Below are 13,905 nucleotides of genomic sequence, written 5' to 3'. Positions count from 1 at the left end.
ATGACCGACGCCATCGAACCCCGCATCCTGATCGTGGACGACGCCCGCGACATCCGCGAACCGCTGGGGCAATACCTGCGCCGCAGCGGCTTCCGCATCCGTCTGGCCGCCGATGCCGCCGAGGCGCGCCGCGCCGTCGAGGATGAGCCGGTGCACCTTGCCATCCTCGACGTGATGATGCCGGGCGAGGACGGGCTCAGCCTCTGCCGCGACCTGGTGCGCAACCGCCGGCTGCCGGTGATCCTGCTGACCGCGCGCGCCGCGCAGGAGGACCGCGTCGAGGGGCTGGACCTCGGTGCCGACGACTATGTCACCAAGCCCTTCGACCCGCGTGAGCTTCTGGCCCGCATCCATGCGGTGCTGCGCCGGGTGCCGCCGGAACGGCCCGCGCCGCCGCAATCGCGCCGCCGCTTCGCCGGGCTGGTGCACGACCCAGGCCGGGCCGCCGTCACCCTGCCCTCGGGGCAGGAGGTGGCGCTGACCTCGGGCGAGAACCGGCTGCTGGCGCTGCTGCTGGACCACCCCGGCCAGGTGCTGTCGCGGATGCGGCTGCTCGACCTGCTCTCGGGACGCGAGGCCCGGGCCTATGACCGCGCGGTGGACAATACCGTCAGCCGGCTGCGCCACAAGATCGAGCCGGACCCGCGCGCGCCCCGGCTGATCGTCACCGAATGGGGCGGCGGCTACCGGCTGGCCGCCGATGTCGAGCCGCCGGCATGACCCGGCTGTGGCCCGGCGGGCTCGCCGCGCGCTTTTCGCTGCTGCTGGTCGCGGCGCTTCTGGGCGCCAACCTGGTCGCGGCCTGGGTGATCGCGCGCGAGGGCTCGGCCTTCGACCGCGCGATCCGGCTGCAGGGCGACGCCCACCGCCTGCACGCCCTGGTCTCGGCGCTGGAGGCCGCCGACCCCGAGACGGTCGAGATGCTGCCGCGCGCCAGCAGCACCGGCTTCACCCGCTTCTCGGTCGACGCCGCGCCGCTGGCCCTGCCCCAGACCACGCGGTTGCCGATGCACGAGACCGACCTCTCCGTGGAACTGCCGGGGCATGAAATCCGCATCCACGAAAGCGGGCACGATCCCGACGACCGGCGGGCGCCGCTGATGCTGGTGTCGGTGCGGCTGGACCGCGGCGCGGCGGCGGGACGCTGGCTGAACGCGCTGGCCTATCCGCTGCCGGTGCAAAGCGCCTGGCAGTGGAAGCAGGGCTTCTTCGCGCCGCTGCTGGCCTCGCTCTTCGGCACGCTGGCGGTGGCGCTGGTCTTCGTGCGCCGGATGACGCGACCCCTGCGCGCCCTGGCCGAGGCGGCGCGGGCGGCCGGACGCGGCGACCGCAGCGCGCGGGTGACCGAATCCGGCGCGGGCGAGTTGCGCGAGGCGGCCCTGGCCTTCAACGACATGCAGCGCCGCATCGGCGGCTTCGAGGCCGAACGCATGCGGATGCTGGCGGCGCTGGCCCATGACATGCGGACCCCGATCACCGGGCTGCGCATCCGCGCCGAGATGCTGGAAGACGACAGCCAGCGCGGCGACATGATCCGGGTGCTGGACGAAATGGCGGTGATGGCGGACGGGCTGATGCATGCGGGTTCGGCCCGGCGCGGGACCGAGCCGATGCAGCCGGTCGATCTGGACGCGGCGCTGGCGCGGCTCTGCGCCGATTGCGGCGCCGGCTACAGCGGCTCCGGGCCGCTGGTCATGCCGCTGCGCCCGGTCGCCATGACCCGCGCGATCCGCAACCTGCTCGAGAATGCCGCCCGCTATGCCGGCCCGGCCCGCCTGACCCTGCGCCGCGACGCCCAGGCCGCGCTGATCCGCGTCGAGGACGACGGCCCCGGCATTCCCGAGGCGCTGCTGGCGCGCGTCACCGAACCTTTCGTGCGCGGCGAGGACAGCCGCAGCGCCCGCACCGGCGGCGCCGGCCTGGGCCTGGCGATCGCCCAGGACGTGATCCATGCCCACGGCGGCACGCTTGCCCTGTGCAACCGTCCCGAGGGCGGGCTGCGCATCGAGATCCGCCTGCCCCTGCACGGCCCCGGCTGAAACCGCCGGCCTGCCGCAAAACCCGCTTGCGGCGGCACATCGAAAGCGCGATCACCACCCTGTCATGGCTTCTTTGCTCTCCCAATACCCCGGGGTCCGGGGCAGCGCCCCGGTGCCAGCCGATGCCACCGTGATCGGCGCCGGCGTGGTCGGACTGTCCATCGCCATCGCCTTGCAGAGGCGCGGCCTCGCGGTTACCGTCCTCGACCGCGAAGGCCCGGCGGCGGGCGCCTCGGCCGGAAATGCCGGCGCCTTCGCCTTCACCGACATCCTGCCGCTGGCCTCGCCCGGCATCCTGCGCAAGGCGCCGCGCTGGCTTCTCGATCCGCTGGGCCCGCTCAGCGTGCCGCCGGCCTATGCGCTGCGGATCGCGCCCTGGATGTTCCGCTTCTGGCGGGCCTGTTCGCCGGCGCGGGTCGCGCATTCCACCGCCGCGCAAACCGCGCTGATGGACCTGTCGCGGGCCGAGCTGGAGCCTTTCCTGCAGGCCACCGGCACCGCCGGCATGCTGCGCAAGGACGGCAATCTCCAGGTCTACGAATCCCTGGCCGAGTTCCGCGCCGCCCTGCCCGGCTGGCAGGCGCGGGCCGATCACGGCATCGCCTTCCAGCACCTGGACCCCGAGGGCATGGCGCAGATCCAGCCCGGCCTGTCGCCGCGTTTCGTCAAGGGCACCTTCACCCCCGGCTGGTATTCCATCGCCGATCCCCGGCTCTACACGCTGGCGCTGGCCGAGCATTTCCGCGCCCGCGGCGGCATCCTGGAACGCGTCGAGGTCCGCAGCCTGCGCCCGACCGGGACGGGCGTGCAGATCGACGACGACCGCCATGCCGGCCATGTCGTCCTAGCCGCCGGCGCCTTCTCGCATCGCCTCGCCCGCACTCTGGGCGAGCGCATCCCGCTGGAAACCGAACGCGGCTACAACACTACCCTGCCGCCCGACGCCTTCGACCTGCGCATGCAGATCACCTTCGGCGGCCATGGTTTCGTCGTCACCCGGCTTGCGACCGGCATCCGCGTCGGCGGCGCGGTCGAGCTGGGCGGGCTGGACCTGCCGCCGAATTTCGCGCGCGCCGAGGCGATGCTGCAAAAGGCCCAGGCCTTCCTGCCCGGCCTGCGGCCGCAGGGCGGCACGCAATGGATGGGCTTCCGCCCCTCGCTGCCCGATTCGCTGCCAGCCATCGGCCGGGCCCGGGCCACGCCGCGGGTGATCCATGCCTTCGGCCACGGCCACCTTGGGTTGACGCAATCGGCCGGCACCGCCCGGCTGGTCGCCGATCTCGTGACCGGGCAAGCGCCGGCCATCGACCCGGCGCCCTTCCTGCCGCAAAGGTTCTAATAGCGCAGCCGGGCGTAATAGGATTGTTCGGCCGCGGCCCGGGCCTCGCCCAGGGTGGCGATGCCGCGCTGGCGCAGCAGCGGCAGCAGGGCCAGGAACACCTGCGCCGTGGCCAAAGCGTCGCCGGCGGCGTTGTGGCGGGCGGCGATCTCGACCCCCAGCCGGGCGGCGATGGCTTCCAGCGACTGGCTGGGCTCGTGCGGCTGGGCGATGCTGGCCAGCAGCAGCGTGTCCAGCACCGGCTGGTCGAAGCGCAGCCCGGTCGCCTGTTCCTTGAGTTGCAGGAAACGCATGTCGAAGGCGACGTTGTGGCCGACCAGCACGGTGTCGGCGGCATAGGCGTGAAAGGCGGGCAGCACCTGGGCGATGCGGGGCTGGCCGCGCACCATCTCGGGGCGGATGCCGTGATAGGGGATCGAGGCCTCGGGGATCGAGCGTCCGGGATCGACAAGCTGGTCGAAACCCTCGCCGCGCAGGATCTTGCCGTTCAGAACCCGGACCGCGCCGATCTGGATGATCTCGTCGCCGCCGGCGGGGTCGAGGCCGGTCGTCTCGGTATCGAAGACGGTATAGGCCAGCGTCTCCAGCGGGCTGTCGTCCAGCGCGTGGCTGGCGGCCCCAGCGGCGAAAAGGTCGAAGTCATAGAACTCGGGCCGCGGATCGCCTGCCGCCTCGCGCTCGCCCGAGGCCAGGGGCAGCAGGAAGCGATAGAAGGACAGCCCGCGCGCGCGGTCGTGTTCTAGCCACAACTCGCCGCCATGGCGCTCGGCCACGGCGCGGGCCGAGGTGCCCGCCTGCCCCTCGGCTGGGGCCGCGCCCATCGGCCATGCCAGGTCCAAATGCGCCCAGCCGGGCGTCGCCGCCGGGGCAAGGCGCAGGGTCAGCGCCGCCGGGCCGCGTTCCGCCGCCATCTCGCCCAGGGCGCGCACCAGCGCGAAACTGTCCACGCTGAGCCACAGCTCGCCCGGCGGGTCCTCGACCGCGACCGACGCCTGCGAATGCGCGCGGATATGGCCGGCAGCGGCGGCCAGCAGGTCGGCGCCCAGCATGTCCTGCAAGGGCCAGCGCGCCCGCATGTCCTGCGCCGCATCCGCCGTCAGCGCCTCCAGCCGCGCCGACATCGCCTGCACCTCGTCGCGCACGATCTGGTGGAAGCTGTCGCGCTCGGCCGGCTCCAGGTCGGGATAATCCAGCATGTCCAGCGCCGTCTGCATGTTCGCGAGCGAGGCGCGGCTGGCCTCGGTCAGCCCCGTCAGCCGCTGGTCGCGGCGCGACCGCGCCGCCTGTTCCCGGGTGATGTCGTCCAGCAGCAGCACATAGCCGGTCAGCGCCGCATCGTTCCGCACCGGCGCCAGCACCACCTGCAACAGGTTGCCCGCGCCCGTGGCGGTGACGAAACGGGCCGAGACGGCGGCCTCGCCGCGCGCGATATGGCGCTCGACCGTCTCGCGCGCGTGGTCGATCAGCGCGCGGTCGATGACGGCATGGATCGAGCGGCCCAGCCCGACCAGATCCGCCCCGCCGGCGATCTGCGGCGCGTCGGAGAGGCGCTGGAACAGCGCCCGAGCGCGTTCGTTGTAAAGCAGGATGCGGCCGTCCAGATTGCAGACCACGACGCTTTGCTGCAATTCCGCCATCAGCGCGCCAAGCTGGTCGCGTTCCTGCGCGACCTTGCGGCTGGCCTCGGCCACCAGCCGCTCCATGTCGGCGCGCAATTCGCGGCCCTGCCCGGCCAGCCGGTTCACCGCCTGCGCCAGCGGGCCGGGATCGTCCAGAAGCGGCGCGGCCGGATTGCCGGCAAGATTCCTGACCGCGTCGGCGATGCGCCGGGGCGCCCGCACCAGCCGCGCATGCAGCCGCGCGGCCAGCCATGCCGCCGCCGCCGCGCCAAGCGCCAGCCAGCCCGCCAGCAGCGCCCCGCCTTGCGCCAAGGCCTGCATCAGCCCCGCGCGCGCCTCGGGCGGCAGGCCGGCGCGCCACAGCAGCAGCCCCAGCCCGGCCCATGCCGCCAGCGCCAGCCCAGGCAGGGCGGCGGCCAGCAACAGGCCCCGGTCGGGCTTCATGCCAGCATCTCGCGGATGCGGGCGATCAACTCGCGGGTGGAAAACGGCTTGGTGACATAGGCGTCGGCCCCCGCGCCCAGGCCGCGCGCGATGTCGGTTTCGCGGCCCTTGGCGGTCAGCATCAGGATCGGCGTGTCGGCGACGGCGGGATCGGCGCGGACCGCCTCGCAGACCTCGAAGCCGGTCATGCCGGGCATGGCGCCGTCCAGCAGCACCAGCGCCGGGCGCTCGGCCCGGATCGCGGCCAGCGCCTGGGTGCCGTCGGGCGCGGTCAGCACCTCGTAGCCCTCGCGCTTGAGCATGAAGGACAGCGTCAGGACGATGTTCGGCTCGTCATCCGCGATCAGCACCCGTGTCACCATCGACCCCCTCCATGTCGCGGCGGACCGGCAGGCTGAAGGCGAAACACGCCCCCTGGCCCGGCGCGGACTCCAGCCACATCCTCCCGCCCAGATTATCCACGATCTGCTTGCTGATAGGAAGCCCGAGGCCGGTGCCCGGCGGCCGCGTGGCCGCGTCGCCGGCCTGGCGGAACTTCTCGAACACCGCCGCCTGCTCACGCGCCGGCACGCCGGGACCGTTGTCGGACACCCGCACCACCAGCGCCCCGCCCTCTTGCCGCAGCGAGACCCGCACCCGTCCGTCCTGCGCCGGCACGAATTTCGCGGCATTGGACAGCAGGTTGACCATGACCTGCACCAGCCGGTCGGGATCGCCCATGATCGGCGGCGCCGTTTCCGGCAGATCCAGATCGACCGCCGCGCCGCGTTCGCGGAACAGGCCCATGCTGCTGTTCACCGCGCCGCGCATCAGCGCCGGCAGGTCCACCTGGGTGTTGTGCCAGTCGGCCATGCCGGCCTCGATCTTGGCCAGGTCGAGGACCTGGTTCACCAGCCGGCTCAGCCGCTCGCTTTCCGACAGGATGATGCCCGTGAACTGCTGCCTCTGGGCCTCGTCCATCTCGGGCGTGTCCAGGATCAGCTCGGCCAGGGCGCGGATCGTGGTCAGCGGCGTGCGCAGCTCATGCGTGACCGAGGACATGAAATCGTCCTTGAGCTGGTCGAGGCTTTTCAGCTTTTCATTGGCCGCGCGCAACTCGGCCGTGGCCTCTTCCAGCTCGCGGGCATAGACGCGGACCTGCGAGGCCTCGTCAAGGATCTCCAGCACGTCGGCGGTGCTGAGCGGTTCCTCCTGCGCGACCGAGGCGACCATGACCCGGGCCGAGGCGGTGCCGATGGCGCCGGCGATCTGGCGCTCGACCCGGTCCACCAGCCGCGCGTCGGGGGTCAGGCCGCCGGTTTCGCGCGCGTGCTCGGCCAGCAGCGCCTCGGCCCGGGCGGGACCGAGGAAGCGGGTGGCAAGGCGGCGCAGGTCCTGGGTCCGCGCCCGGCCGCGCCAGAAGACCGGGCTGTCCTTGCCGCGCTGGAACACGTCCACGAACAGCAGCGCCTGGCTGGCCTCGCGGACCGAGGGGCGGGTGGCCAGCGATACGGCGACGTAAAGCCCGATATTGACCAGCAGGCTCCAGAACAGCGAATGGGTCAACTCGTCGAAGCCGGTCAGGCCGAACAGGTGGTAAGGCGCGAGGAAGGACAGGCCGAAGGGACCGTCCAGGAAGCCTGCCGCGATCCAGCCCGATTTCGCGACCGAGGGCAGCATCAGCGTCCAGGCCCAGACCAGCGCCCCGCCGATCAGCCCGGCAAAGGCCCCGGCCCGGGTGCCGCCCTGCCAATACATCCCGCCCAGCAGCGCCGGCGCGAATTGCGCCACGGCGGCGAAGCTGATCAGGCCGATGGACACCAGCGCATAGGCCTCGCCGGCGATGCGGAAATACAGGTATCCCAGCAGCAGCACGACCAGGATGGCGCCGCGGCGGATGTTCAGCAAGAGCCGGGTCAGGTCCTGCCCCTCGCCCAGCCGGCCCGAGCGCAGCAGCGCCGGCATCACCAGATCGTTGCAGACCATGGTCGAGACCGCGACGGTTTCCACCACGATCATGCCGGTCGCGGCCGAAAGCCCGCCGATATAGACGAACAGCGCCAGCCCGGGCGCGCCCTGCGTCAGCGGGAGGGTCATCACATAGCTTTCCGCCCCGGCGCCGCCGTCGCCCATCAGCAGCATGCCCCCCACGGCGATGGGCAGCACGAAGACGTTGATCGCCAGCAGATAGGCCGGGAATATCCACGAGGCGCGCAGGATATGCCGCTCGTTCACGCATTCGACGACCATTATCTGGAACTGGCGCGGCAGCAGCAGCACCGACAGCGCCGAAAGCAGCGTCAGCGCGAACCATTGCGCGCCGGCAAAGCCGGTGAAGCCCTGCCCGCCCAGGCTGAGCAGCCCGCCGATTTCCGGGTGCGCCTGCGCGCGCGACCAGATGTCGCCCATGCCCGCGAACAGGCCCCAGGTCACGAAGACGCCCACCGCCAGGAAGGCCGCCAGCTTCACCGCCGACTCGAATGCGATGGCCGCGACCATGCCCTCGTGCCGCTCGGACAGGTCCAGGTGGCGGGTGCCGAAGACCACGGCGAAACCCGCCAGCGACAGCGCCATGTAAAGCGTGCCGTCGCGCCACCAGCCGCCGCCCGGACCGCCGGGCTGGCCGGTCAGCACCTCGTATCCGACCGAGACCGCCTTCAGCTGCAAGGCGATATAGGGCAGGATGCCGACCACGGTGATGAGCGTGACCAGCGCGGCCAGCGACGGGCTTTTGCCATAGCGGCTGGCGATGAAATCCGCGATCGAGGTGATGCGATAGCTTTGCGCGATCCGCACCATCTTGCGCAGCACCAGCCAGGCCAGCAGCATGGCCAGCATCGGCCCCAGATAGATCGGCAGGAACCAGACCCCGGCCGAGGCCGCCCGCCCGACGCTGCCGAAATAGGTCCAGGCCGAGCAATAGACGCCCCAGGACAGCGCATAGACCAGCCCGTTCGCGGTCAGCGAGCGGCCCTGCCCCGCCCGCCGGTCGCCATGCGCCGCCACCGCGACCAGCAGCAGCAGGTAGCCGAAGGATACCGCAAGGACGACGGCCGGCGGGATCATTCGTCCTTGCCTCCGCCGCGCGAGGCCAGGGCCAGCGCCGCGATCAGCGCCGCCCAGACCCCGAACAGCGCCACCGGCAACAGCGGCAGGCCCAGCACGGTCAGCGGCTTGTCGAGGACCAGCAGCAGCGGAAAGTTCAAGGCCAGCACGCCCGCGCCGCAAAGCGCGACCAGCAGCTGCGCGGGCGGACCGTCGCGGCGTCTCATAGCGCGTCCAGCCGGTAATGCTGTGCCAGCCAGCGCTTGAAATCGCGCACGATGTTCAGGGAATCGCGCAGCGCCTGCCGGTCCAGCGTGCCCAGATCGACCGGCCGGATGCTGTTGTCCGGCGCCCGCCCCGCCGCGATCTGGGACAGGTTCGAGGCAAGCTTCAGCCCCATCATGCAATGCAGCGCATCGGTCAGGTCGCGCGCCAGACCCGCGTCGATGCGGCCGGCACCCGCAAGCAGCCGCAGCCGCTCGGCCGTGGGCTGCGCGGGGATGCCGTATTGCAGCGCCAGCGCGCGGGTGCCGTGGACGACCGGGAAGATGCCCAGCTTCTTGAGGTCGATCTCGGCCGCCTCGGGGCCGCGCAGCCCCGGCAGCCGGCGCCACCAGCCGCCTTCCGAGCCGCTGCCGAACTGCTGGATCGCGGCGGCGAAGCGGGCGTAATAGCTATCCCCGCCGGTCAGGACGCGGCGCAGCCGGTCTTGCACCTGGCCGAGCAGCGCCTCGTCCCCTGCCACCGACGCGGCGTCAAGGAAGATCGCCAGGTTCATCGGCCCCTCGGGGTCGCTGCCGTGGACCCAGTCGTAAAGCACGGCGCCGAAACCCTCGACGCTTTGGCACCATAGCGGCCGGCTCAGCATGATGCCGCCGGGACAGGGCGGGTAGCCGAAGCCGATCAGCGCCTCGGTGAAGGCCGCGGTGATGCGGTCGAGGCCGGGGAAGTCGAAGCCGTCGCGCAGGATCAGCGCATTGTCCTGGTCGGTGCGGATGATCTGTTCCGAGCGCCCTTCGCTGCCCATGACGATCAGGCAGGAATTGGCGCGCAGCGGCTCGGGCGCCAGCAAGTCCCACAGCCGGCGAAAGATCTGCCGGTTCAGCCCGCCGACCAGCCCGGCGATGATCTCGATGCGCACGCCGTCGCCGTGCAGGACACGGATCAGCCCCTCGACCTGACCGGCGGGCCGCGCCAGTTCCACGACCGTGCCGGCCTGCGCCACCTCGGCCGAGATCAGATGCGAATGGTTCGCCACGAACCCCATCAGGTCGAGCTGGCTGAGGATGCCCACCACCTGCCCGCCGTCCCGCACCAGCACCCGGTGGATGCGATGGCGCAGCATCAAGAGCATGGCGTCGTAAAGCGCGTCGTCGGCCCCGACCGACCAGGGCTCGAAATGCGTGAACTCGCCCACCGTCAGCGCCGAGGGCGGCCGGTCGCGGGTCAGCGCGCCGACAAGGTCGGTGGCGGTGAAGATGCCCAGCCGTGCGCCGTCGCGGACCAGCGCATCGGTGATGCCCTGCGCGGACAGGTCGCGGCACAGCGTAACCAGATCGGTTCCGGCATCGGTGAAATGCGGCTTGCGCAGCACCGCGTCGCGCACCCGCGCGGCCATCAGCGACACCATTTCCCGCTGCGCGCGCGGCGGCGCGCTGTCGGCACTCGTCACTTTCGCCCCCTCCCGTCACCGAACGGTCCGGCCGATGTTAGGCGGGGGAATGGCCGTGCGGCAAGCGTCGGGATGACGCGGGGGTTTCCGGCGCGGCGGGGCGCGCGGTCAGCGCATCGCCTTGTAGGGCGGGTTCAGGCGGAACACCTTTTCGCGTGACAGCCGCCAATGCGCCAGGGCGCCGGTGCATTTCTCGACCTCGCGCCGGGGGCCTGTGACGCGAATCGTGCCGGGAATCACCTCCTCGGCCGGAAGCGGCTTCAACTGGTCGAGGACCTGGGCCGTTTCCTCGCGCGAGGGGTCGCGGTCGTCGGAATAGACCAGCACGAAGCATTCATTCCGTTTGCGTTCCATGTTCATCGCCAAAACCTATTCGATCAGTCCAGCGCCTTCATAGTCCTTGCCGAATCCGATCGGCTTCGCATGTTCACTCGCCATCCGTATGATGTCGTCCGAGCGTTGCTGGTTCCGTTCGGCCGACATCAGCGCCGGGTTTCGCGACAGCAGCCGGGCGATCAGCCCGCTCACCGCCGGGCAGGCCATCGAGGTGCCGTCCATCACCCCCTGCGCATTGGCATCGACCCAAGATATAATACCGACGCCCGGCCCGATAAAGTCCACTTCGGGGCCGATATTGCTGAATCGGGCAAAGAAGCGCTCGCCGACCGGCCTGGGCTTGGCGGCGACGTTGCGCCCGGTGATCGCCCCTTCGGGCCAGGCGTCCAGCACGCCCCCGGCCGAAACGCCCAGCACCGCCGCCGAGCGCGCCGGATAGGACACCGGCGCCATGCCGTCGTTGCCCGTCGCCGCCACGCAGACCACGCCCATGGCCCGCGCCCGCCGCACCTCGCGCGAGATCGAGATCGGTTCCGAGGACTGGCCCAGGCTCATGTTGACGATGTCGCAGCCGTCCTCGACCGCCTGGCGGATGGCGCGGGCGATGGCGAATTCGCTGGCGCCGCCGTCGCCCTTTTCGAAGACGCGATAGGCGTGCAGCCGGACCTCGGGCGCGATGCGGGCGACGATGCCGGCGACATGGGTGCCGTGGCCGGTGCCGTTGCCGAACCATTCGTCCGCCGGCTCGGTCCCGGTGGTGTTCAGCCCGCCGGCCAGGTCCAGCCCGGGGGCGGGGTCGGTGCCGGTGTCGATCACCGCCACCCGGACCCCCTTGCCGTCGCCCCGGCGGGCAGGCGCCACCATGCGCGCCAGCGCATCGGGGAAATCGGCGGCGATGGGGGTCAGGGACAGCACCACCTCGGTCTCGCCCTCGGCCGCGACCGGCACGTCCTCGACGCCTCCGGGCCAATAGCCGGCCAGCGGCGCGCAGATGATAGCGTCGATGCTGGCCTGCCCGGCCGGTAGCGCGGTGCTGAATCGGCCCTGCGCGTCGGTCCTGACCTCGGAAATGCCGAAGCCCCGGCGCCGGTTCAGAACCACGACCACCGGCGCATCCGCCACCGGCCGGCCGCTTTCGACATCGACGCAGCGCAGCGCCAGCGTTTTCTCCGACCGGAAGGCCGCGGGCTTGGCCTGCTGGCGGATGATGTTCACCTGGCCGAAACGCAGCGGATACAACCGCAGCTCGGGCCGGATGCGGAGCCCGGGATAGGCGCGTTGCAGCACGAAGGCCTGTTCGGGCGTCATCCTGACCAGCGAGGCCTCGTCCTCGCCGATGGAATCGAGCAGCCGGATGCGGCCTGCCTCGGTCTCCAGGATGCGCAGCGGCGGCCGGGTCGGCGACAGGTCGCCCCGTTCCGCACCATGGGCGGCGCTGCTGGCGACGGCGCGGCCGCCGCCGCGGCCGCCGAAAAGCCGGCGGTGCATGCTGCGGAACAGCCGGAAGCTCGAAGTCTCCATGCCGTCGTTGAAGACGTTGTCCTCGGGGACGACGACGTATTTCCTGGTCTTTCTTGGCATGGCGCCGATTCCCCTTCCTGCCCGCGCGCGGACCCGCACCGGTTCAGGGTGACGGCACAAGCGCGGCCGAGGCAAGGGGGAAGAGCGGCCCGGCCCTGCCGGATTCCCGCCCAGACCCGTGCCCGGCCGGCGTGTCTCTGCCGAAATCGGGCGGCGCGGCAGAACCTGCATGGACGCAGGCGCCGCGACGTATTAGGAAGGCAGCTCTAAGCGCCCCGGACTAAGGGCGCAGCCAGAATCGACCAGAAACCGAGCAGATCAGAATGCACCCCGGCAAGAGCGCGACGCAGAAGGTCGCGACCCTGAAGCCTTTACAGATCCGCGGCCGCTCGTTCACGGCGGTGGCGCTGCATCTGGTCGGCCGGCCGGATGCCGGCTTCTTCGACGCGCTGGATGCGCGGCTGGCGCAGGTGCCGCTGTTCTTCGACAACGCGCCGCTGGTCATCGACCTGGAACAGGCCGAGGGGCTGGACGGCGTGGACGCGATCCTGCGGCTGGCGGACGGCCTGCGCGCGCGCAACCTGTCGGTCTTCGGCGTGCAAAGCGGCACGGCGGCGCAGGCCGAGGCCGCGGCGGCTGCGGGGCTGATCTCGCTGCCTGGCGGGCGCGACGCGGCACTGGAGCGCGTCTCGCGCCAGGGCAGCCGGCCGGAACCGCCGCCGGTGCGCGAGGTCCCGCAGGCCACGAAAATGGTGACGCAGCCGGTGCGCTCGGGACAGATGATCTTCGCCGACCGCGGCGACCTGGTGGTCGTCGGCTCGGTCAGCTCGGGCGCCGAGGTCATCGCCACCGGCAACATCCACATCTACGGCCGGCTGCGCGGCCGGGCGCTGGCCGGCGTCAACGGCGACACCTCGGCCCGCATCTTCTGCCACGCGCTCGACGCCGAGCTGCTGGCCATCGCCGGCCTCTATCGCACCAGCGAGAATCTGGGCCCCGACACCCCCCGCGACAATGTGCAGGTCTGGCTGGACGGCGAGAAACTGTGCATCGAATCGCTGAAATGACCCTGATCGAAAGGAAACGCTCGTGAGCAAGGTTATCGTTGTCACCTCGGGCAAGGGCGGCGTCGGCAAGACGACCTCCTCGGCCGCCATCGCGGCGGGCCTCGCCATGCGTGGACACAAGACGGTCGTGATCGATTTCGACGTGGGCCTGCGCAACCTCGACATGATCATGGGCTGCGAACGCCGGGTGGTCTTCGACTTCATCAACGTGATCCAGGGCGACGCCAAGCTGAAGCAGGCGCTGATCAAGGACCGGCGGCTGGAGAATCTCCACGTCCTGCCGACCTCGCAGACCCGCGACAAGGACGCGCTGACCACCGAGGGCGTCAAGGCGGTGCTGGACGAGCTGCGCGAGGAATTCGACTATATCGTCTGCGACAGCCCGGCAGGGATCGAGCGCGGCGCGCATCTGGCGATGTATTACGCCGACGAGGCGGTGGTGGTCACCAACCCCGAAGTGTCCTCGGTGCGCGACAGCGACCGGGTGCTGGGGCTGTTGAACTCCAAGACCTTCCTCGCCGAAAAGGGCGACGGCAGCGCGGTCAAGGCGCAGCTTCTGCTGACCCGCTTCGACCAGGCCCGCTCGGCCAATGGCGAGATGATGGGCGTGCAGGACGTGCTGGAAATCCTCGCCATCCCGCTGCTGGGCATCATCCCGGAAAGCAGCTCGGTGCTGAAGGCCTCGAACGAGGGCACGCCGGTGTCGCTGGACGAGAGATCGCCCGCCGGCAAGGCCTATATGGACGCCGTCGGCCGGCTGGTCGGCGAACAGATCGAGATGCGGGTCAACCCCGGAGAACAGCGGCGCGGCTTCTTCCAGCGGCTGCTGGGACGGACGGCCTGA

The 13,905-nt window shown here is 71.1% G+C and carries 12 protein-coding genes; 5 read left to right on the top strand and 7 right to left on the bottom strand.

Going from position 1 to position 13,905, the window contains the following annotated elements:
• The 3 genes from JCM7685_RS15835 to JCM7685_RS15825 all read left to right on the top strand — a co-directional run bounded on the left by JCM7685_RS15835 (position 1) and on the right by JCM7685_RS15825 (position 3,378).
• Entirely contained in the window at positions 1-720 is a 720-nt protein-coding gene (locus JCM7685_RS15835; RefSeq protein WP_074967428.1) for a response regulator, read from the top strand.
• Complete coding sequence (locus JCM7685_RS15830) at positions 717-2,039, top strand: ATP-binding protein (RefSeq protein ID WP_074967430.1); 1,323 nt, start codon at positions 717-719, stop codon at positions 2,037-2,039. The genes JCM7685_RS15835 and JCM7685_RS15830 overlap by 4 nt, the downstream gene beginning before the upstream one ends.
• 112 nt (positions 2,040-2,151) lie before the next feature.
• On the top strand, positions 2,152-3,378 hold the full coding sequence (locus tag JCM7685_RS15825) for an NAD(P)/FAD-dependent oxidoreductase (RefSeq protein WP_074967528.1): 1,227 nt from the start codon (positions 2,152-2,154) through the stop codon (positions 3,376-3,378).
• On the opposite strand, the gene JCM7685_RS15820 is transcribed toward JCM7685_RS15825, so the two are convergent.
• From JCM7685_RS15820 to JCM7685_RS15790, 7 genes are all read right to left on the bottom strand, one after another.
• The gene (locus tag JCM7685_RS15820; protein WP_074967432.1) at positions 3,375-5,441 is read right to left on the bottom strand and encodes a 3'-5' exonuclease; all 2,067 of its coding nucleotides are present in this window, start codon (positions 5,439-5,441) and stop codon (positions 3,375-3,377) included. The two genes, JCM7685_RS15825 and JCM7685_RS15820, sit on opposite strands and share 4 nt — an antisense overlap.
• Positions 5,438-5,803 (bottom strand): response regulator transcription factor, encoded by a 366-nt coding sequence (locus tag JCM7685_RS15815; RefSeq protein WP_074967434.1) that lies wholly within the window; start codon positions 5,801-5,803, stop codon positions 5,438-5,440. The genes JCM7685_RS15820 and JCM7685_RS15815 overlap by 4 nt, the downstream gene beginning before the upstream one ends.
• The gene (locus JCM7685_RS15810) at positions 5,775-8,486 is read right to left on the bottom strand and encodes a sensor histidine kinase (RefSeq protein WP_074967436.1); all 2,712 of its coding nucleotides are present in this window, start codon (positions 8,484-8,486) and stop codon (positions 5,775-5,777) included. The genes JCM7685_RS15815 and JCM7685_RS15810 overlap by 29 nt, the downstream gene beginning before the upstream one ends.
• Entirely contained in the window at positions 8,483-8,692 is a 210-nt protein-coding gene (locus JCM7685_RS15805) for a hypothetical protein (protein WP_074967439.1), read from the bottom strand. Before JCM7685_RS15805 ends, JCM7685_RS15810 begins: the two co-directional genes overlap by 4 nt.
• Entirely contained in the window at positions 8,689-10,137 is a 1,449-nt protein-coding gene (locus JCM7685_RS15800; RefSeq protein ID WP_244532096.1) for a putative nucleotidyltransferase substrate binding domain-containing protein, read from the bottom strand. Before JCM7685_RS15800 ends, JCM7685_RS15805 begins: the two co-directional genes overlap by 4 nt.
• Before the next feature lie 108 nt (positions 10,138-10,245).
• Entirely contained in the window at positions 10,246-10,491 is a 246-nt protein-coding gene (locus JCM7685_RS15795; protein WP_139218081.1) for a hypothetical protein, read from the bottom strand.
• 15 nt (positions 10,492-10,506) lie between these two features.
• Positions 10,507-12,054 (bottom strand): S8 family serine peptidase, encoded by a 1,548-nt coding sequence (locus JCM7685_RS15790; RefSeq protein WP_074967442.1) that lies wholly within the window; start codon positions 12,052-12,054, stop codon positions 10,507-10,509.
• Positions 12,055-12,317: 263 nt separating this feature from the next.
• On the opposite strand from JCM7685_RS15790, the gene minC reads away from it, so the two are divergent.
• Entirely contained in the window at positions 12,318-13,061 is a 744-nt protein-coding gene (gene minC / locus JCM7685_RS15785) for a septum site-determining protein MinC (RefSeq protein WP_074967444.1), read from the top strand.
• A gap of 22 nt (positions 13,062-13,083) precedes the next feature.
• Positions 13,084-13,905, top strand: coding sequence for a septum site-determining protein MinD (gene minD, locus JCM7685_RS15780; RefSeq protein WP_074967446.1), 822 nt, complete (start codon positions 13,084-13,086; stop codon positions 13,903-13,905).

It is taken from the genome of Paracoccus aminovorans (genome assembly GCF_900005615.1).
Taxonomy (GTDB): domain Bacteria; phylum Pseudomonadota; class Alphaproteobacteria; order Rhodobacterales; family Rhodobacteraceae; genus Paracoccus; species Paracoccus aminovorans.
Note: the sequence above shows the minus strand (reverse complement) of the source record. Positions and strands in the feature narration are given on the sequence as shown.